At 50.7% G+C, this 18,783-nt stretch carries 18 protein-coding genes; 10 read left to right on the top strand and 8 right to left on the bottom strand.

All coding sequences use genetic code 11. The annotated features are described in order from the left end of the window. Positions 1 to 12: 12 nt before the first annotated feature. From KDX31_03790 to KDX31_03780, 3 genes are all read right to left on the bottom strand, one after another. Positions 13 to 684 (bottom strand): penicillin-insensitive murein endopeptidase, encoded by a 672-nt coding sequence (locus KDX31_03790; protein UTW05290.1) that lies wholly within the window; start codon positions 682 to 684, stop codon positions 13 to 15. An 88-nt stretch (positions 685 to 772) separates the two neighbouring features. Continuing rightward, positions 773 to 1,273: a DinB family protein gene (locus tag KDX31_03785; protein ID UTW04148.1), complete on the bottom strand. Its 501-nt coding sequence runs from the start codon at positions 1,271 to 1,273 to the stop codon at positions 773 to 775. Positions 1,274 to 1,320: 47 nt separating this feature from the next. After that, positions 1,321 to 2,340, bottom strand: a complete 1,020-nt coding sequence (locus tag KDX31_03780; GenBank protein UTW04147.1) for a helix-turn-helix domain-containing protein — start codon at positions 2,338 to 2,340, stop codon at positions 1,321 to 1,323. Positions 2,341 to 2,461: 121 nt separating this feature from the next. Here KDX31_03780 and KDX31_03775 point away from each other — a divergent pair, with 121 nt between their 5' ends. Both KDX31_03775 and KDX31_03770 read left to right on the top strand, forming a co-directional pair. Further along, a complete protein-coding gene (locus KDX31_03775; protein ID UTW04146.1) occupies positions 2,462 to 3,559 on the top strand; it encodes a class I SAM-dependent methyltransferase in 1,098 nt (365 codons plus the stop codon). A gap of 179 nt (positions 3,560 to 3,738) precedes the next feature. Continuing rightward, on the top strand, positions 3,739 to 4,947 hold the full coding sequence (locus KDX31_03770) for an NAD(P)/FAD-dependent oxidoreductase (GenBank protein UTW04145.1): 1,209 nt from the start codon (positions 3,739 to 3,741) through the stop codon (positions 4,945 to 4,947). A gap of 313 nt (positions 4,948 to 5,260) precedes the next feature. Here KDX31_03770 and KDX31_03765 read toward each other — a convergent pair whose 3' ends face one another. From KDX31_03765 to KDX31_03750, 4 genes are all read right to left on the bottom strand, one after another. Then, entirely contained in the window at positions 5,261 to 5,659 is a 399-nt protein-coding gene (locus tag KDX31_03765) for a hypothetical protein (GenBank protein UTW04144.1), read from the bottom strand. 127 nt (positions 5,660 to 5,786) lie between these two features. Continuing rightward, a complete protein-coding gene (locus tag KDX31_03760) occupies positions 5,787 to 6,194 on the bottom strand; it encodes a hypothetical protein (GenBank protein UTW04143.1) in 408 nt (135 codons plus the stop codon). 120 nt (positions 6,195 to 6,314) lie between these two features. Next, positions 6,315 to 7,970, bottom strand: coding sequence for a DUF726 domain-containing protein (locus tag KDX31_03755; GenBank protein ID UTW04142.1), 1,656 nt, complete (start codon positions 7,968 to 7,970; stop codon positions 6,315 to 6,317). A 115-nt stretch (positions 7,971 to 8,085) separates the two neighbouring features. Then, complete coding sequence (locus KDX31_03750; protein UTW04141.1) at positions 8,086 to 8,898, bottom strand: DUF2971 domain-containing protein; 813 nt, start codon at positions 8,896 to 8,898, stop codon at positions 8,086 to 8,088. A 529-nt stretch (positions 8,899 to 9,427) separates the two neighbouring features. Here KDX31_03750 and KDX31_03745 point away from each other — a divergent pair. The 8 genes from KDX31_03745 to KDX31_03710 all read left to right on the top strand — a co-directional run bounded on the left by KDX31_03745 (position 9,428) and on the right by KDX31_03710 (position 17,630). Next, positions 9,428 to 10,366 carry an HlyD family efflux transporter periplasmic adaptor subunit gene (locus tag KDX31_03745; protein ID UTW04140.1) on the top strand — a complete coding sequence of 313 codons (939 nt, stop codon included), beginning with the start codon at positions 9,428 to 9,430 and terminating at the stop codon, positions 10,364 to 10,366. Then, positions 10,363 to 11,307: an ABC transporter ATP-binding protein gene (locus KDX31_03740; GenBank protein UTW04139.1), complete on the top strand. Its 945-nt coding sequence runs from the start codon at positions 10,363 to 10,365 to the stop codon at positions 11,305 to 11,307. The genes KDX31_03745 and KDX31_03740 overlap by 4 nt, the downstream gene beginning before the upstream one ends. Next, positions 11,304 to 12,449 (top strand): ABC transporter permease, encoded by a 1,146-nt coding sequence (locus KDX31_03735; protein ID UTW04138.1) that lies wholly within the window; start codon positions 11,304 to 11,306, stop codon positions 12,447 to 12,449. Before KDX31_03740 ends, KDX31_03735 begins: the two co-directional genes overlap by 4 nt. A gap of 598 nt (positions 12,450 to 13,047) precedes the next feature. Continuing rightward, positions 13,048 to 13,236, top strand: coding sequence for a hypothetical protein (locus KDX31_03730; GenBank protein ID UTW04137.1), 189 nt, complete (start codon positions 13,048 to 13,050; stop codon positions 13,234 to 13,236). Between the two features lie 154 nt (positions 13,237 to 13,390). Further along, positions 13,391 to 14,404, top strand: coding sequence for an amino acid ABC transporter substrate-binding protein (locus KDX31_03725; GenBank protein UTW04136.1), 1,014 nt, complete (start codon positions 13,391 to 13,393; stop codon positions 14,402 to 14,404). A gap of 107 nt (positions 14,405 to 14,511) precedes the next feature. Then, entirely contained in the window at positions 14,512 to 15,741 is a 1,230-nt protein-coding gene (locus KDX31_03720) for an amino acid ABC transporter permease (protein ID UTW04135.1), read from the top strand. A gap of 11 nt (positions 15,742 to 15,752) precedes the next feature. Next, positions 15,753 to 16,853, top strand: coding sequence for an amino acid ABC transporter permease (locus tag KDX31_03715; protein UTW04134.1), 1,101 nt, complete (start codon positions 15,753 to 15,755; stop codon positions 16,851 to 16,853). A 48-nt stretch (positions 16,854 to 16,901) separates the two neighbouring features. Then, positions 16,902 to 17,630 carry an amino acid ABC transporter ATP-binding protein gene (locus KDX31_03710; protein ID UTW05289.1) on the top strand — a complete coding sequence of 243 codons (729 nt, stop codon included), beginning with the start codon at positions 16,902 to 16,904 and terminating at the stop codon, positions 17,628 to 17,630. Between the two features lie 143 nt (positions 17,631 to 17,773). On the opposite strand, the gene KDX31_03705 is transcribed toward KDX31_03710, so the two are convergent. Further along, positions 17,774 to 18,751: a glutathione S-transferase family protein gene (locus tag KDX31_03705; protein ID UTW04133.1), complete on the bottom strand. Its 978-nt coding sequence runs from the start codon at positions 18,749 to 18,751 to the stop codon at positions 17,774 to 17,776. Positions 18,752 to 18,783 lie beyond the last annotated feature (32 nt).

Below are 18,783 nucleotides of genomic sequence, written 5' to 3'. Positions count from 1 at the left end.
ATCATGCCTGCCCTACTTTTCACATGGCACCACAAAATCAACGTGATAGTGCTCGTCGTGCCTTACCCATGAGCGCTTTTTAGATAATGCGATATTGGACTGTATATAGTCCCCGTATCGTGTATTAAAGAGACCTGCCTGTAATTCAGGATCAAATATTACACGCCATATTTTGTGATCTCTCGACTTTGCTGCACGATCCAATGCAACGATATGGGCCGCCAGTGCATCGTAATCAATCATAAGGTCTTCAAATCGACCCCTTTCATCAAATTCAATACTATAACCAAATTTATTCCAGGGATATGTCGGGAGGTGTACAGACGCCCCCTGCCTGCTCTTAACCGGCGTCATAAAGTCGACTGAAAGACCATTTCGATGAGTCTTGTGCGGCTTGAACTCTCCGCCTTCCTCAAATCCGGTTTCAGCGTACTTATAAACCTTGTTGGGCAGCTCTTTTTCAAGCTCAGCATAGGCAGCCACTATAATTTCACTAACCTCAGAATGTACGTAGGTTCGCCCAGCGATTCTTGCAACGTTACTATATGTGACGAAGTTCGGGCCTGACCGGGGTAGCTCTACACCATTTTCCAGGCGCCCATCAGATGTTGTTCCATGGCAGACACTTTCTGCGCCAAAAACCACGCACGGCAACAACCCAAAAATCACCCGAAAACGCTTCATACCATTCAGGGTGCTAATGCAAACTAAACGACGCGCTTTAGCGCATCCGGTTGAGGCCCAGAGAGCCGGAGCAACTTTAAGCGATTGGTTAAGTGCCATCCGAAATGTCCCGTAAGAACACCGGAAAGTCAGTGACTGGTGGCGAAACATTGAGCTGATAGAGAATGCCAGCAACGTGGCCGCGGTGGTAGGTGGTATGGTTTACAACATGCACAAGGATATCCCGGCGATTCATTTTTCCGGTTCCTCCGCCAATAAACTCAAATTCTACAATCTCCTCCAGTTCATTCTCTGCGGTTGCATCAGCGTAGTTAACATACCACTCATCTATGCTGCGCTGGCCTACAATCAGCTCCTTCAGTTCCGGACACTCTTTGGGGTTGCGGGTGGTTAAACCGTGAGGTTTGCCTAGCAGGTGACATTTCCAGACGTGGTCCATTTGATAGGCGTGGTTGAGCGTGCGAAGCAAATTACCAAAGACGATTGGGCGCGGTGCGGTAAGCTCCGTATCGGGAAGCGAAGACAACGCTGATAAAATCAACTCGTCTGCCCAAGCCTTGTAGCGGGTCAGAACCTCCGTCTGTCTCATAAAATTACTCCTATCGTTAAAATATTCGTCCAGCTCATGATTATGAATTATGTTGCCTCAAGCGCCCGCCGCAAACCCCGAAAACGTTTACGGTACTGAAGGGGTGTAATTCCTACTTTGCGGCGAAATAACCGTCCAAAAAAAGCAGCGTCTTCATAACCAACATCTTGCGCGATGGCTTCAACGGGTTGGTCGTCGCTTTCAAGTAACTGCTTTGCTTCCTCAATACGCAAGGTATGCACATAATCGATAGGCGACATTCCGGTTGCCAGTTTGAAACGCCGGTTAAAGGTGCGTTCGGTCATGCCGCTGAGCTGAATCATGGTTGCCACGGGCGAAGAGCGCTCATAGTGCTCGGCAATCCAGTTTTGGCAGTGAGCGATTCCGGCATCATCAACCTGACTGCCGCGCGCTAAGGCTGCATAAGGTAACTGACCGACATCATGCCAATCGATGAGGAACAGCTTAGCGATGTGCATAGCTTCGTCAACACTAACCAAGCGTGCCACCAGATAAAGCGCCAGGTCCTCCCACGAGGTGCCGCCGCCGGCCATGATAAGACGCCCACCTTCACCTCCAACAACCAGCGCGCGATTCGGGTGAACCTGCACACCGGGGTAACATGACAAGGCGTCACAATAGGCCCAGTGAGTCGTCGCTTCACTGCCGTTTAACAATCCGGTCTCGGCGAGCAGCAGGGCGCCAGAACAGGCCGTGGCAACTATGGCACCGCCTTCATAGCAGCGACGCAACCAAGCAATTTCATCTCGGTGGGAGTCGGTTAACACGGCACCCGGCGCGACCGCCACTTCCGGTACGCAGACCACGTCCGGTACTACCCCGTCGTCCTCATCCGGCACAATTCGAACGCCATTGGTCAGCGTCATAGGCCCTGGCCCTCGGAAGGACACCACTCGCGGATCGAGTACCGACTCGCCTTTCTTGCCCTCCACCAAGGCCGCCCAGTCGCGTCCAGCCGAGGCGAACACATCATTCATACCGTACAGTGTCGAGGCAGCGACTTCGGGAATTGCCAGTAATGCGATGCGAGGTTTTAAGTGGCTCATGGCGGAAATGACCGTTTTTCGTCTTTTTACACTTTAGTTTAACGGACCGTCGGGTTTCATACTAGCTAGCACTCCGGACTGAAAAGTTCCGGCACTAGCAAAACACTTCAAGGAGTTAAAAATGGAAATCGCAACACTTAGCCCGTCAGGTTCGGCGCTCGACAATCATCGCCAAGCTGAGTTTGAAAACCGTTTTGTTCATGCGTTAAATGAAAGCGGTATGTTACAACTGGTGTCACTCGGCCATCGCGCTGGCTTGTTTGATCAATTGGCTAATGGCGTAGCCGTCACCTCTAGCGAGCTGGCCCGCCTTAGCCAACTCAATGAACGTTATATTCGCGAATGGCTTGGCGGACTGACGGTATCAGGCATTGTGGAGCACGACGCCGACAGCATGACTTACCGCTTACCACCTGAACACGCCGCGCTGCTTACTAATGGTCGCGACGCTAACCTAGCCGTATTTGCCCAGTACATTCCCCTGCTCGGCCAAGTTGAGGATGACGTCCTCGAGAGCTTCCAGCATGGCAAAGGTGTGCCCTACGAAAAATTTCATCGTTTCCATGAGGTGATGGCCGAAGACAGTGGCCAGACCGTGTTGCCTGCTCTATTCGACAGCATACTGCCATTGGCGCCCGAGATACCCGAGCGTCTGGAGGCTGGTATTCACGTGCTCGACTTAGGCTGTGGTCGCGGTCTCGCATTAATGGAAATGGCCGAGCGCTTTCCCAACAGTCACTTCAAGGGCTACGACCTGTCACAAGACGCGATTACCTGGGCGTGCGAACAGGCCGAGCGGCGAAGTTTAAACAACGTGTCATTTGAGGTTAGAGACTTGTCCGACTTTAATAGCACCGCAGAGACCCAAGCCTTTGATTTTGTGACCACTTTTGATGCCATTCATGATCAGGCCAAACCGCTCAATCTGCTGCAAGGCATTTGTCGCACGCTCAAACGCAATGGTGTGTATTTGGCACAGGACATCCATTCATCCAGCCATCATCATCATGATCGCGAGCACCCGTTGGGCCCACTGCTTTACACCATCTCGATCATGCATTGTATGAGTGTGTCTCTCGCACAAGGTGGTGAAGGTTTAGGCACCATGTGGGGTCGTGAGGTCGCGCGTGATTACTTTACGCGTGCCGGCTTCAGCCGTATCGATGTGCACCAGCTACCCCACGATATCCAGAATGACTATTGGGTATTAAGGCCGTAACGAACAGCAAGGCCACAGCACTAAGTGCGCTGGTCTTTCCTAACTCAATCATCTTGGCCCCACAAAGAATCTGTTTCTCGCCAAGGGAATGCGCGTCGTATAGCGGATGTGCAACCAGTAACAGCGCAACCAACAACACCGCGACGCCCTAAAGCAATCATTGAAGGAGTACATGACCCATGTCACAACCAACCTTTCATAACGTCATTATTATCGGTGCCGGCTTGTCCGGCCTGACTACCGCACACGCCCTCAAAGCGAAAGGCATCAAAGCGACTATCATCGATGCCGCATCGCAAATCGCAGAGCCGTGGCGGGCGAGGCATCCACAGCTCAAACTGAATATCTACCGCAAGTTTGCCAGTTTACCGGGTTTGCCGATGGATAAACGACACGGTGATTTTGTCCCGCGCGACGCAGTGGTAGGCCACCTGGAAACCTTCGCGCGCCAACTCAACCTGCCGATACAATTCGAGACCGAGGTACAGCAAATATCGCGTCAAGGGGAGCATTGGCGGGTTGATACCAACAAAGGATCACTCGAATCTAACCATATCGTCGTCGCCACTGGCCGCGAGAAAATCCCTTATATACCTGATTGGCCTGAGCGTGATACATACAGCGGTGAAATCCTGCATGCCGCAGCACTGGGGGACATCGCGCGCTATGCCGAACGTGACATCCTGGTGGTCGGCGCCGGCAATTCGGGCACCGATGTACTCAATCATCTGTCACGAATACCCACCGGTAAGGTCTGGGTGTCACTGCGGCACGGCCCGACGATAATGCCAACCCGCTTGTTTGGCTTCCCGATGCACCGACTGGCGAAGCTTTTTACTTTATTGCCCTTGCCGGTACTCGATGCTGCACTGGCACTGACTCAGCGCTTAGTCTATGGAAAGCTGTCGCGTTACGGCCTGCACAGTCACCCCGATGGCGGCGGCACGCGACTGAACGTTGATGGTATTTCACCGGCACTGGACGACGGCTTTGTCGCTGCGCTCAAACGCGGCCAAATGCAGATTGTTAGTGAAACGATGGCATTCAACACCGATGCCGTGCAATTAGGTGACGGCTCCATCATCAAACCCGAAATCATCATTTGCGCCACGGGTTATCGCTCCGGCCTTGAAGGCTGGTTCGCTGGCATGGGTGTACTGAATCGAGATGGGCGCCCTAAGTGTAGCGCTGGCGAATTCGACCCGAGTCATCCTGGCCTCTGGTTTTGCGGGTACAAGACCACGCTCACGGGCTATTTCGACGCGGCTACCGTCGCCGCAAAAAGGATTGCAGACGGCATCGCTTCAAGGCATTCAAGTTATAAACGTGGCAGTACACACAGCCGTCAAGACCCCAGCTCCTCGGCGCCCAATCCAGAACCGTCGTAACAAGAAGCGCTGAGCTAGCAAAGGGTCTTTATACCCGTACACAAAGCAAATACACATTCGACAACTTAATCGACAGTCAGTATTTTTTAAGATAACAAAACGGTAATAAGCTCTATTATGTATGACACTTTACTAACCAGGCTGGATAGAGGCTGCATTCACTTATTAAGATTGATACTTCCGTTTAGCCATGTAGCACCTCCACTTTCAGTTAATTATAACGATAGAAAGTGTCTACAAATTGTGGGGCACTCGGACATTTAACGCTTAAAGCAGCCGCGCAGTATACGTCGGATGGCTTTTCTTGTTAGGTTTACCATGTTTCACACCTGCCAATATCAGTTATTAATTCAGATATCTCTGTTTCTGATTGAGGCAAACCGAAAGCAAAAGCTTCTATAGACTCTCTATCCTCCACAACCTTCAGTAGCTGGCTGCACAAATGCTCCTTCATAGTGCTAGGAAGTTTTTCTTGGTGGATGTTAGCTTTTAACAAATTTAATTTCAGATCACTAAAAATTAACTCTTTTGCCTTAACGTCCTCATTTCCACCAAAAAGAACAGCATAGGAGGAAGCTTGATGGGTTTGATAGCCTATCAAATTAGTCAAGTTGAGAGGTTTGTAATAAGCAGTTGCTATTTGACCGCCAGTGTAAGCTCCAGCCCCAAAAATCAGAACAAACCAGAGAGCATATTTTATCGACCTTTTCATCCTTGAACTCACTTACAAACCTAACGCCCTTGTTCAGTGGGCCCAAACGTAGCGAGGCGTTTGCGCAACAATGCCGAAGGCATGTGCAAAAAGCCGCGCGGGGTTTGGGGACCGCTGGAACTAATTGTCATGTTCTCGACAGCGGTAGAGAAAACACCTTCGATTTCGATGTGAGCGCGCCACCTGAAATCATTAGTGTTTCCCATTGAGTGATTGCTGATTCCCTAGTGCTTGTTACGACCTCTTCGTGCAAACTCCCTGAGCATACAGACAACCCCTCATCCGTAAGACGAACCACTTCCGTTCTGCCCCTAGGTTCTAGCAACCCTTTTTCTTTCCAGTAGCTCAAGGCTCTTGGGCTTAGCAGAAACCGAAACACATCCGTGCGCATAGCCCTTTTATCAAGTTGCCGAGAATTCTGAATAATTCGAAAACCTGCGACAGTCATAGCGCGCAGAGCTTCTTTTTCGGTGGGATATTGTTCGGCAGCATGCAGTTCGACCTGCAATGCTTCTTCCTCGTAGAAAGTGCCCATCAATCCTCCTTTTGAACATAACGTCACAATTCACCGGAGGCGAAAAGCATAGTGAGGAACGAACGGTGCTTTTTTCCGTCCGCGTGAAATTTCCTTGTTATGCCTTTAGTTTTAGTAACTTTATTGTTGCAATAAATAATCACGCAACTTCTCCTTGTATTCAGCGTGACCACTAACATATTTGGAAACATCAAAATTATTAACTTTCGAGCTCTCAATACAATGCCTACCAATTGGTTTACCAAAATCAAACTTCACACCTTCTCCTACTTTGTACAAATACTTTAGAACAGAATCATTTTTACTGTAATAGTTATTAATGTTTCCAGAAACGGAGTTATGAATTTCTGACCAATTTACACTATTAGAACCATCATCAATAGATGAACAGTTATTATTAATGGCACCGCCAAGAAGGTGAGCGTCTCTTATAAAGCATTTATCTTTCGTTTTTAGAGCGGCTAAGCATGAATATATTACTCGAGCACCTAAAGAGTGCCCAACCAAAATATATTCTCTGTCAGTTCTTGCAATAATATCTGCTAGCAAAGCACCAGTTTGATAAGCCTTTACTCCTGCTACAGACCACGGGTTAGTAGCCAGACCAAGCGCCTGAAATGCTACACCTACTGGGGCTAACTTGGTGGCTGCAGTTTTTGATGCAGATTTAGCCAAACCTAAAAGCCCTTTTTTAGCTATTTCTTTGCCGCCAAGAAGGCTAACAGAACTCGCAATATCTTGAAGCCTTTTGGCCTCCCATTTAACATAGAATATTTCGTTATCGGGATATTTTTCAGATAAAGCTTCCAGCCATTTATTGGGTGCTTCTTTAGATTTTTCGGTCAAGAAACCATCGATACAAATTACAGAAGGGCCTTTGCCTGGTTTGATCTTTATTATTTCAAAGCCATCAATATCACCATAATAGCCATTCGAAATAACTGCTCCATATCTTCCTCCTAGCGCAGATCCCGCTGCTGTAACAACTGCTACGCCTCCAGCCATGCCTGCCCCCCCAGCAGCAAGAGCACCTCCGCCTAATGTAGCCAGACCAGCATTTGTTGCTGCTGCACCGCTATAACCTAGCAAGGATGTACCAATAGCCCCACCTACAGCAGGGGCTGCGGCAAGAGCTAAAGGAGCAATAACAGCCGCGCCACCAATGGTGAAAGCTGCTGTTGTTCCTATTTTCTTATAATTTTTTTCTTCTCTTTCTACAATATCCCTAAATTCGCCGATACTTGTGAGCTTCCAATTTAAAGTTTCAAATTTGGCAATCACGCCTTCGTGTACAGCACAAAAATTTCCTGACCAAATACCAACGTCATCACTAGCGACATTTTCTTCACCAGCAAATTTTGCTTTGTTATTACAAGCACGGCATTTTACAATTTCTTTCCCACAGCCATTACATGTATAAATATTGCGGGAGAAATTATTTTTTTCTTTGGGAGTACAGCCATGCTTCTCAAAGCACCATGAACAATAGCTTTCAATTTCTTCCAGATTGGAATCCAAGTAGTCGCCAGCTTTATCAGATAAATCAGCAATTGTATCTTCAAGAGTATTTTTAAGTTCACTGTAACGACCCGAAACTTTCTCTGGTATATGACCCTCTGCTTTTTCTGATACTTCGGAAGTAGTTTGTTTTATTTTGTCCTTCAAGTCGATCACTTTATCTGGAACAATATCACCAACCTGACCTGCAACATTGTTCGTAGATTCTTTTGCGGAATTGGCCAGTTTTTCCGCATTTTCTCTTAATTTTTTAAACATTTATTGCAAATACTCCGTATTTAATTAAATGACGATATATCTCTTTTTTGCATAACGCGCTGGCTTTGCGGCGTGCCGGAGCGCCAGCGTAGGCGCGTCCGCCAACAGCCATTGGTTAGCTTTTGTTGATAGATGGTTTTGCAATGAGGTTCCATGAGTGAATATCGGGTTCACATTGCATCATCTTGATATCTTTTCTCCCCCAGGACTGAAGCACACCTTTCAAATTTTCATCAGTAACAGAGCCGTCTTTGGTAACATTTCTATATAAATGCCGCCCCAAGTAGATTTCCTTAAGTGAGTTCTCTGGCACATCAAAGCAGTATAGAGGTCGACCAGAGACAATCACCTTATTCCATTCACAATAGCGACCGCCGCCTGTGTGATAACCGAAGGGGATATCCTCTATATTCTTTACAACACGGACTTCTTCTTCGTATGCCCACTCGAGAGACTTATACAGAAAAGCTCTCTTCATTAGGTTGAAGGCACTCGAGTCAAAGCGGAGGCTACCACCAATATTCAGTAGCTCATGTTCGCCAATCATGGGGAGATCGTTGTGCGGCTTCGTAGCTGAGTAGATCATCTCTCCGTACTGGCTTGGAATCACATTGCTTTGCGGGTCTGAAAAGCCGGCCAAATCACAATCGAATCCAAGAACTACTCCTTGATGAGAGTCTCCATAATGCGACCACATAAGCGCGTTTAACGGCTGACGAGTCAAGGATAAAACACCGTATTTCCTCGAGAAACGGTTTCTACAAGCACCCGTGGCGGTTTTCGCGCTTATAGACTCATCGCTATCTTTAAAACCAAAGGCTGTGCATTCAAAAGGGTCGTTCAAATCTTCAAGACATGAAAACCCTAGTGACAGGGTTTCAATCACCTTTCGAGCGGCACCGAAGGACATGTACTTGTATAGAATCATGAACCTGCCTCAAGAGAAGCTAACATTTTAATTGTGTGCGTGCGCGTTTTGACACCGCTAGACTTTGACGGGGGAGGTTGTATCTATTTGAACTGAAAGAATAATTCTGAAGCACGTCGTTTTTCATCCCCTGAAAACACGCAAGCACGGTTTGCTGTTTTTGTATGGCACGCTTTGTCACCTGCCATATTTCCTATCTGTCTGATAATGCCTCACTTTTATGAGTTATTCCAGTGACAAACCATACCAGCTTATCAACTGCGGGATTACACCGCCTACAACCTCTTTCGAACTGATACCTTGCGCCTGAAGCAACGCCGATGTGCCTGAAACTGAACCCGTTGAATGGCCATAACAGTCTTATCCCCTCTCTGCCTGGGGAGAGTCGTGTTCGCATAACAGACGGGCTTTGCATAACGTCCAAGACTCTGGCAGTTCGGCCTGTTTAGGTTTATCGTTCTAATATTAACGAGTTACGAATGCTTTTTCTTTTTCGCCCGTGCTTTGTAAGCCACAGAAGGCCAACACCATGCGCTATCTTATTTATCTGTTATTGCCGTTTCTCGCAGCCTGCAGTGATTCTTCTGATCACCTTGCGCTGGGTACACTGGAGAGAGACCGGATAGCCCATACCGCTACGGCCAGCGAAGTGGTGGTTGAGCTGCCAGTTTCTCCCGGTTCCCAGGTGACCAAAGGCACGCTGCTGGTGAAGCTCGATTCAACCCTGCAACAGTCGGAAGTGGATAAAGCCAGCGCTGAAGTTGCCCTGGCACAAGCGAATCTGGAAAAACTCAGAAATGGCGCGCGTGAGGAGGAAGTGGCTGCAGCGGCGGCCAGGGTGGCAGGCGCGCGGGCGTCACTGGTTGAAAGCCGCGCCAACCATATCCGCATTCTGAATCTGATAAAACAGAAACTGGTGAGTCAGTCTGAGCTGGACCGGGCACGGGCAATACGGGATGCTGACCAGGCCGTTTTACAGAACGCTCAGGAAGCCTTATTACTACTCACAAACGGTACCCGTGAAGAGGATCTGCGGGCTGCCGAAGCGGCTTTGAATGCGGCAAAAGCGATGCTGGCTATCCAGAGCAAACGTCTTGCGGATCTCACCATCACCGCCACCCGCGACGGCATTCTCGATAACCTGCCCTGGAATCTGGGTGAACGGGTCACGATCGGCAGCCCCCTGGCGATTGTGCTGGCGGGTAAAGCGCCCCATGCGCGGATTTATGTACCGGAACCCTATCGGATTAAGCTCAGGGTCGGTGACCCGCTTGTGGTGCATGTGGATGGTCTTGATCAGCCGATCACCGGCCATCTGAGCTGGATAGCCACCGAACCGGCCTTTACCCCCTACTATGCGCTGAATCAGGAAGAACGCGCCCGGCTGATGTACCTCGCCGAGGTAATGCTACCGGAGAGTGAAGCCCAACTGCCCAACGGAGTCCCGGCGCAGGTCGAACTGCCATGACCCGCGCACCCGCCAGCTATGTTATTCAGGCAGAGCAACTCAGTCGTCGCTTTGGTGACACCCTGGCGGTGCAGGAACTTGATCTGGAGGTGGAGAAAGGCCGCATCTATGGCTTTCTCGGCCCCAACGGCTGTGGTAAAACCACCACCATCCGCATGCTCACCGGGCTGTTGCAACCCAGCGCGGGCCGGGCTCAGGTACTGGGATTCAGTCTCCCCGATGATGCCGAAAAACTGCGCCTGCATATAGGCTACATGACGCAGAAATTCTCTCTCTATGATGATCTGACCATATTGGAGAATCTCCGGTTTATCGCCAGCATCTATGGCCTGACGGCCCGAACACAGAAACAGCGTATTGACGAGCTGCTGAGTATTTATGGCCTGCAGGCAAAAGCCAGAGAATTTGCCGGCAGCATGAGCGGCGGCCAGCGCCAACGACTCAGCCTGGCCGCCGCAACCCTGCATAAACCGGAGCTGCTGTTTCTCGATGAACCCACCTCGGCGGTCGATCCTGAGAACCGCAGAGAGTTCTGGGAACAGCTGTTTGACCTGAGTGATCAGGGCACCAGTATTCTGGTATCCACCCACTACATGGATGAAGCGGAGCGCTGCCATAAACTGGCGATTCTGGAAAACGGTATCAAACGGGCCGATGGCAGTCCCGATCAGCTGATGCAGGAAATGGGTTCCAGGGTGGTCGAGATCAGTTCCGCGGATCTGCGGCCATTGAAACAATCACTGATCAGGCTGCCTGAAGTGATCTCCGCGGCCCAGTTGGGGGCGCGTTTACGAGTGCTGGTCAGGGATAGCGTCGCCGATCCCGTCAGTTTTCTCGCCCGGCAGCCTTCGGTTAAACCAGAAGATCTGCTATCGCAGGTGCGTCCCAGCCTGGAGGATGTGTTTGTCAGCTGCACCGGTTCAGGGAGGGAAGCATCATGAACCCATTGATTCGGGTGCGGGCGATTGCAGGAAAAGAGTTGCTGCAATTGAAACGGGACAAAATGACGTTCGGTATGATCGTCATGATCCCGCTGATTCAACTACTGCTGTTCGGTTTTGCCATCAATACCAATGTGCGTCACCTGCCGGTGGGGGTGGTCGATTACAGCAACAGCGGTTTAAGCCGGGTGCTGATTCAGACCCTCGGTGCCACTCAGGTGGTTACCTTCACCCGACATTTCACCAGCATGCCCGAGGCTGAAGCCGCGATCGCCAGCGCCGAGGTCAGGGCCGTTCTGATCATACCCAGGGATGTCAGCCAGCGATTGGTGCGCAATCCCAGCGTGGGGCCGGGCTCCCCTGCCGCCACCGATGCAGAAACCAGCCGCCCGGTGGCGCAGTGGCTGGTCGATGGCTCGGATACGATTGTCGCCGGTGCGATCAAGGGGTTGCGCGGCATGCCCCTGGTGGAGCTGCTGGATAAGCCCGCTAACCGCAAGCCCCCGACCTTTGAAGTCACCATGCTGTATAACCCGGAACAACGTACCGTGGTCAATATCGTCCCGGGACTGGCGGCGATTATTCTCACCATGACCATGATCATGTTCACCTCGGCAGCCATTGTGCGGGAACGGGAACGGGGCAATATGGAGATGCTGATCACCACACCGGTGCGACCCATTGAGTTGATGATCGGTAAGATCGTGCCCTATATTTTTATCGGTGCGATTCAGGTGGCCATTATTCTCGGTTTGGGTCATCAGCTGTTTAATGTGCCGATCAACGGTAATCTGCTGCAGCTGGCAGGCGCGACACTGCTGTTTATTACCGCCAGCCTGACTCTGGGGCTGATTATCTCCACCATCGCCAAAAGTCAGCTGCAATCGATGCAGATGACAATCTTTGTGCTGCTGCCCTCAATCCTGCTATCCGGTTTTATGTTCCCCTATGAGGGGATGCCGCTGGCGGCGCAATATATCGCCGAGGCGCTGCCGGCAACCCACTTTATGCGGCTGATTCGCGGTGTGGTTCTGAAAGATGTGGATGTGGTGAATCTGGCCGCAGATATGTACTGGCTGGCGTTGTTTACGCTGGGCGGCTTAGCCGTCGCCTCTCTACGCTTCAAGAAGCGACTCGATTGAACTCTTTCTGTTTACAGAGTTTCCTCCCCCGCTATCCTGAAATGCTCAAACCTCCCGGCAGGCTATTCATCAACGCTATGTGAGCTATTGATAGTGCCGCTGTTTTTTTATTCACGCAGGCTGTTCAAGGATGATGGCTTAACGTCTACTTTTAGCTCCAGCTAAAAGCGGGATGATTAGCAACGCCTTAAGAAGAGCAACACAACCCCCACATGAAAGCCGGAAAAATGCGCTGAATCAGAAGTCTTTAAATAAACATTAGCCAACAATTGGCACGGAAAGAGTTAAACAAGGCACGATAGGATGTCGCCACGTCGCGACATTCACTCTAGAGTTTTAGCTTCATCTGATTACCCCGCCCCGATCGATGACCCAACAGGGAAACTCATCGATCGTGTATAGGCGAGCAGATCAGTGAAACGTCGCGGCTGTCAGAACTGCTGTTTATCACCAGACTTTATGGACAGGCTTTTCTCACAGACAGACGCAACGGCAGTGCCCCTGCGGCATGAGCACCCACCTCAATGAGGTGGATATATAGCAAGACAATAATTATAAATCTCGTGCCCAGCACGCTGCTTTCCGGAGACACTGACACATGCAAGCATTTGTCGATTTTACCAACGGCATTATCTCGAGCCCTGCTATGACCTATCTCCGCCTGGGGGCCGGTCTTTTCTCCTCAATCCTGATCCGTTTTGTGCAGCTACAAATGTTCCGCGACATATGCGTACCTCTGTTTTCAGGATCACAAGCTGAACCTGAATTTGCACCTGCAAGAATCTGAAACGCTCCGACTCAACAGCACAGACCCAACTAAGGATTAAAAGAATAAAGAAGTGGAATACTCTTTACGAAGTTTAAGCGTATAGCACGGCTGTTAAACACGGCTTTGCTCTGATTTTTCATTAATTCATTATAAAAAGAAGAGGAAGTACCCAATGAAGAAAACCCTAATTTCCGCTGCCGTCCTGATGGTTGCAATGACCGGTACAGCTATGGCTGGTACTTTGGAAACTGTGAAGGAACGTGACGCACTTCAGTGTGGTGTAACGAGTGGTGTCCCCGGTTTTTCGGTGCCTGATGATAAAGGTAACTGGAAAGGTCTGGACGTCGACGTGTGCCGGTCTGTAGCTGCTGCAGTGTTGGGCGATGCGACTAAAGTTAAATTTATTCCACTGAATGCTAAAGAACGTTTTACGGCGTTGGTGTCTGGGGAAGTTGATGTGCTGTCCCGTGTGACCACCTGGACACAAACCCGTGATACACAGCTGGGTATCAACTTTGCCGGTGTGAATTACTACGATGGTCAGGGCTTTCTGGTGAAGAAAGAGCTGGGCCTGACGAGTGTTAAGGATCTGGATGGTGCGACCGTCTGTGTGCAGTCCGGTACAACCACTGAGCTGAATATGGCGGATTACTTCCGAACCCACGGTATCTCCTATACTCCGGTCGTATTCGACACCAATGATCAGGCGGCTCAGGCATTTGATTCCGGCCGTTGTGACTCATTTACAACCGACCTGTCCCAGGCGGCGGGCCTGCGCACCCGGATGCAGGATCCATCTGCTGTCGGCGCATTGCCAGAGGTTATCTCTAAGGAGCCGCTGGGCCCCGTTGTCCGTCAGGGCGATGATACCTGGTTTAATATCGTTAAGTGGTCTTTCAATGCGATGCTCAACGCCGAAGAACTGGGTCTGACGTCGGCTAACGTCGATAAGATGAAAGCGGAAAGCTCTGATCCTAACGTGAAGCGTCTGCTGGGTCTGGACGGGCCTAAAGGTAAAGGCCTGGATCTGGCGGATGACTGGGCATACCAGATCGTTAAGCAGGTGGGTAACTACGGTGAAGCTTATGAGCGCAACGTGGGTAAAGACTCGCCACTGGGACTGGATCGTGGCTTGAACGCTTTATGGAATCAGGGTGGTCTGCAGTACGCTCCACCTATGCGTTAAACCGCTGATCAACGGCTGGCCGAAAGGCTAGCCGTTTTTGTTTCTGTCCTTAGCCTTACTCACAGGACAGAAGGATCTGTGTACCGATTTCTGGAGTTAACTTAACAATGTCCTCAGACATTTTGCAGTCAGGTGTCAAGCCTGATGGCGGCAGTACGCCGCAGTCAAAAGCCCCTCCGGTGAACAAACCAAAGTTCTGGAACGACCCGAAAAAGCGGTCGTTACTGTTTCAGGTGCTGCTGCTGGCCGCACTGGGCTTCGTTTTCTACACCATTATACAGAATACCCTGACCAACCTTGAACAACGTGGCATGACCACCGGTTTCGACTTTCTATCGAGGGAAGCGGGCTTTGGTATTGCCATGAGCCTGATCGATTACACCGAGGCGTCCAGCTATGGCATGACGTTTATTGTCGGCCTGCTGAATACCATCCTGATTGCGGTGATGGGTATTTTTGCCGCCACCATTCTGGGCTTTATTCTGGGTGTAGCGCGGTTATCCGATAACTGGCTGATCGCTAAATTTTCTGCACTGTATATCGAAATTTTTCGTAATATCCCACTGCTGCTACAGATCTTCTTCTGGTATTACGCGGTGCTGCGTACCCTGCCAACCCCGCGGCAGAGTCTCGAGTTTTTCGGATCTTTTATTAACAACCGGGGTCTTATTATGCCTGCCCCGGTGCCTGAAGACGGCTTCGGGCTGGTGACTATTGGTTTCTTTGCGGCCATCGTTGCCAGTTGGTTTATCGCCCGCTGGTCACGCAAGCGTCAGGAGCTGACCGGGCAGCAATTTCCGGTCTTTCTCACCAGCATCGGCTTGATTGTCGGTGTCCCGCTGCTGCTGTTCCTGTTTAGTGGCTTGCCTCTGGGGCTGGATCATCCCGAGTTGAAAGGATTTAACTTCAAAGGCGGTATTACCGTTATACCGGAACTGATCGCGCTCTGGCTGGCGCTGAGTATCTATACCGCGTCGTTTATTGCGGAAACCGTGCGTGCCGGTATTCTGGCGGTGTCCCATGGACAGACGGAAGCGGCCACGGCGCTGGGTATGTCAAAAGCCAAAACCCTGCGACTGATTGTTGTCCCCCAGGCGATGCGGGTCGTCATACCGCCGCTGACCAGTCAGTATCTTAACCTGACCAAGAACTCCTCGCTGGCGACGGCTATCGGTTATCCGGATCTGGTGAACGTCTTTGCCGGCACCACGCTTAACCAGACGGGACAGGCGATCGAGGTCATCGCGATGACCATGGCGGTCTACCTGACGCTGAGTCTGCTCACCTCATTCTTTATGAACTGGTATAACGCCAGAATTCAGTTAACGGAACGCTAGGAGGGGATGCTATGAAATATGAAATTCAACCCACGCTGCCCCCGCCATCCAGTATGATCGGAGTGGTTGGCTGGCTGCGTAAAAACCTGTTTGACGGGCCGTATAACTCGGTGGCCACGATTGTTGTCGGCTATTTTCTGATCAGCTTTCTGGTACCGACGATTCAATGGATCTTTATTGATTCGGACTGGATCGGCACCAGTCGTGACGCCTGCACCAGCGGTGGCGCCTGCTGGGTGTTTATCGCCAACCGGCTGGACCAGTTTCTCTATGGCTTCTATCCGGAGGCGGAACACTGGCGGCCGCAGTTAGCCTTTATCATCCTGATCGGCTCCATTATCTGGCTGGTGTTACCGCAGACACCGAAGAAGGGGCTAGTCGCCACACTGCTGCTGGTGGTCTATCCCGTCATTGCCTACTTCCTGTTGTATGGTGATCTGTTCGGCCTGCCTCAGGTTGAGACCCACCTGTGGGGCGGTTTAACGCTGACACTGGTGCTGGCGGTGGTCGGTATTGTGGCGTCGCTGCCATTGGGTATTGTGCTGGCGCTGGGGCGGCAGTCCGATATGCCCATTGTGAAATCGGTCTGTGTGACCTTTATCGAGATCTGGCGGGGCGTACCGCTGATTACGGTGTTGTTCATGGCGTCAGTCATGTTACCGCTGTTCTTCCCCGAAGGGATGAGCTTTGACAAGCTGCTCAGAGCGCTGATCGGTATCACCCTGTTCCAGTCAGCCTATATGGCTGAGGTTATCCGGGGCGGATTACAGGCGATTCCTAAGGGACAGTATGAAGCGGCCGATGCACTGGGGCTGGGTTACTGGCAGAAGATGATTCTGATCATTATGCCGCAGGCACTGAAGCTGATGATTCCAGGTATCGTAAACACCTTTATCGCCCTGTTTAAGGATACCAGTCTGGTACTGATTATCGGTTTGTTTGATGTCCTGGCGATTGGTCAGGCCGCCAACCAGGATCCCGACTGGATCGGCTATTCCACTGAGAGTTATTTGTTTATTGCCCTGTTGTTCTGGGTGTTCTGTTTCAGTATGTCGCGCTATTCGCAGCATCTGGAGAAGAAACTACATACCGGCCACGGCAACCGCGCCTGATAACAGAGAGATTTTGAGATGAGTGATACACACGCGACTGATAATTTTATGGTGGAACTGCGCGACCTGAATAAATGGTATGGCGAGTTTCATGTGCTGAAGAATATTAATCTGGAGGTCAAACAGGGCGAAAAGATCGTTATCTGTGGCCCCTCCGGTTCCGGTAAATCGACCATGATCCGGTGTATTAACCGGCTCGAGGAACACCAGAAGGGCGATATCATCGTTAATGATATTCCCCTGAATGAAGATATTAAGAATATCGAAGCGATCCGCAAGGAAGTGGGCATGGTGTTCCAGCACTTCAACCTGTTCCCGCACCTGACAGTGCTGGAAAACTGTGTGCTGGCGCCGATCTGGGTGAAAAAAATGCCCCGTAAAGAGGCCGAAGCCCTCGCGATGGAGCTGCTGGAGCGGGTTAAAATCCCGGACCAGGCGCTGAAATATCCGGGTCAGCTATCCGGTGGACAGCAGCAACGGGTAGCGATTGCCCGCTCGCTGTGTATGAACCCGGATGTGATGCTGTTCGATGAGCCGACCTCCGCACTCGACCCCGAGATGATTAAAGAGGTGCTCGATGTCATGATCGAACTGGCCAACGAAGGGATGACCATGCTCTGCGTAACCCATGAGATGGGCTTTGCCAAGACCGTGGCCGACCGGGTCATCTTCATGGATGGCGGACAGATAGTTGAAGAGAACGAACCCCATGAGTTCTTTAACAATCCCCAGCATGAACGGACTCAGTTGTTCCTGAGTCAGATTCTTCAGCATTAAGGTCTGTCGCCAGACGCGGCTTCGCCGCTTGCTAGTGGTTAGAAGCTAGATAAAGCATGAAAAAAACCGCCTGATTGGGCGGTTTTTTACTTAGGGCTGAGTGGTTTTCATGACTAACTGGCAGTACATCTATCTGACAACCGTCACATTCCATCACGCCCATGGGGTGCGTCAAAATCAAGCTCAGGCCCCAGCGGCACCACCCGGGTTGGGTTGATCATGTGGTGACTGTAATAATAGTGCTGCTTGATATGCTCCATATTGACCGTCTCAGCCACGCCTTCAATCTGATACAGTTCACGCACATAACCGCTAATATTCGGATATTGACGCAGCTGTTTCAGGTTACATTTAAAGTGACCGTGATACACCGCATCAAAGCGGACCAGGGTGGTAAACAGACGCCAGTCTGCTTCTGTCAGTGCGCTCCCCGCAAGGTAGCGGTTCTGAGACAGAATACCTTCAATCCGGTCGAGGCTGGCAAACAGGTCTTTAACGTTATGCTCATAGGCTTCCTGAGTGGTGGCAAAACCCGAACGATAGACACCATTATTAACGGTATGGTAGATCCAGCTATTCAGCTCTTCGATCTCATCCCGAAGCACTTCAGGCCACAGATCGCAATCATTGCCCGTCAGTTGGTTAAATGCTGAATTAAACATGCGGATAATCTCTGACGATTCATTACTGACAATGGTCTGCTGCTGTTTGTCCCACAGAACAGGCACCGTCACCCGACCGGTATAATCCTGCTGCGCCCGGGTATAGATCTGATGCATAAACTTTGAATCGTATAAGTGATCGCCGCTGGCGCCTGTGTGCATATCGAAGCTCCAGCCCTGCTCCAGCATATGCGGGCTAACCACTGACACCGTGATCAGATCTTCCAGCCCTTTGAGCTTGCGAAAGATCAACGTGCGGTGTGCCCAGGGGCAGGCCAGCGACACATACAGATGATAACGGCCAGCCTCTGCTTTAAAGCCACCCTCACCGGAAGGGCCGGGGCTGCCATCGGCGGTTACCCAGTTGCGAAACCCCGCCTGTTCACGGACAAACTCCCCTTTGGAATTTTTAGTCTCATACCAGCGATCTTGCCATTTACCTTCGATCAGCAGTCCCATCTTTTTACCCTTATTCTGTCTGTCAGGTTATC

This window comes from Amphritea atlantica (assembly GCA_024397875.1).
Taxonomy (GTDB): domain Bacteria; phylum Pseudomonadota; class Gammaproteobacteria; order Pseudomonadales; family Balneatricaceae; genus Amphritea; species Amphritea atlantica_B.
This window is presented reverse-complemented; position numbering and strand designations above follow the sequence as displayed.

Coding starts and splice junctions, on each gene's coding strand:
- KDX31_03790 (UTW05290.1), bottom strand. CDS start 684: ATGAAGCGTTTTCGGGTGATTTTTGGGTTGTTGCCGTGCGTGGTTTTT.
- KDX31_03785 (UTW04148.1), bottom strand. CDS start 1,273: ATGAGACAGACGGAGGTTCTGACCCGCTACAAGGCTTGGGCAGACGAG.
- KDX31_03780 (UTW04147.1), bottom strand. CDS start 2,340: ATGAGCCACTTAAAACCTCGCATCGCATTACTGGCAATTCCCGAAGTC.
- KDX31_03775 (UTW04146.1), top strand. CDS start 2,462: ATGGAAATCGCAACACTTAGCCCGTCAGGTTCGGCGCTCGACAATCAT.
- KDX31_03770 (UTW04145.1), top strand. CDS start 3,739: ATGTCACAACCAACCTTTCATAACGTCATTATTATCGGTGCCGGCTTG.
- KDX31_03765 (UTW04144.1), bottom strand. CDS start 5,659: ATGAAAAGGTCGATAAAATATGCTCTCTGGTTTGTTCTGATTTTTGGG.
- KDX31_03760 (UTW04143.1), bottom strand. CDS start 6,194: ATGGGCACTTTCTACGAGGAAGAAGCATTGCAGGTCGAACTGCATGCT.
- KDX31_03755 (UTW04142.1), bottom strand. CDS start 7,970: ATGTTTAAAAAATTAAGAGAAAATGCGGAAAAACTGGCCAATTCCGCA.
- KDX31_03750 (UTW04141.1), bottom strand. CDS start 8,898: ATGATTCTATACAAGTACATGTCCTTCGGTGCCGCTCGAAAGGTGATT.
- KDX31_03745 (UTW04140.1), top strand. CDS start 9,428: ATGCGCTATCTTATTTATCTGTTATTGCCGTTTCTCGCAGCCTGCAGT.
- KDX31_03740 (UTW04139.1), top strand. CDS start 10,363: ATGACCCGCGCACCCGCCAGCTATGTTATTCAGGCAGAGCAACTCAGT.
- KDX31_03735 (UTW04138.1), top strand. CDS start 11,304: ATGAACCCATTGATTCGGGTGCGGGCGATTGCAGGAAAAGAGTTGCTG.
- KDX31_03730 (UTW04137.1), top strand. CDS start 13,048: ATGCAAGCATTTGTCGATTTTACCAACGGCATTATCTCGAGCCCTGCT.
- KDX31_03725 (UTW04136.1), top strand. CDS start 13,391: ATGAAGAAAACCCTAATTTCCGCTGCCGTCCTGATGGTTGCAATGACC.
- KDX31_03720 (UTW04135.1), top strand. CDS start 14,512: ATGTCCTCAGACATTTTGCAGTCAGGTGTCAAGCCTGATGGCGGCAGT.
- KDX31_03715 (UTW04134.1), top strand. CDS start 15,753: ATGAAATATGAAATTCAACCCACGCTGCCCCCGCCATCCAGTATGATC.
- KDX31_03710 (UTW05289.1), top strand. CDS start 16,902: ATGGTGGAACTGCGCGACCTGAATAAATGGTATGGCGAGTTTCATGTG.
- KDX31_03705 (UTW04133.1), bottom strand. CDS start 18,751: ATGGGACTGCTGATCGAAGGTAAATGGCAAGATCGCTGGTATGAGACT.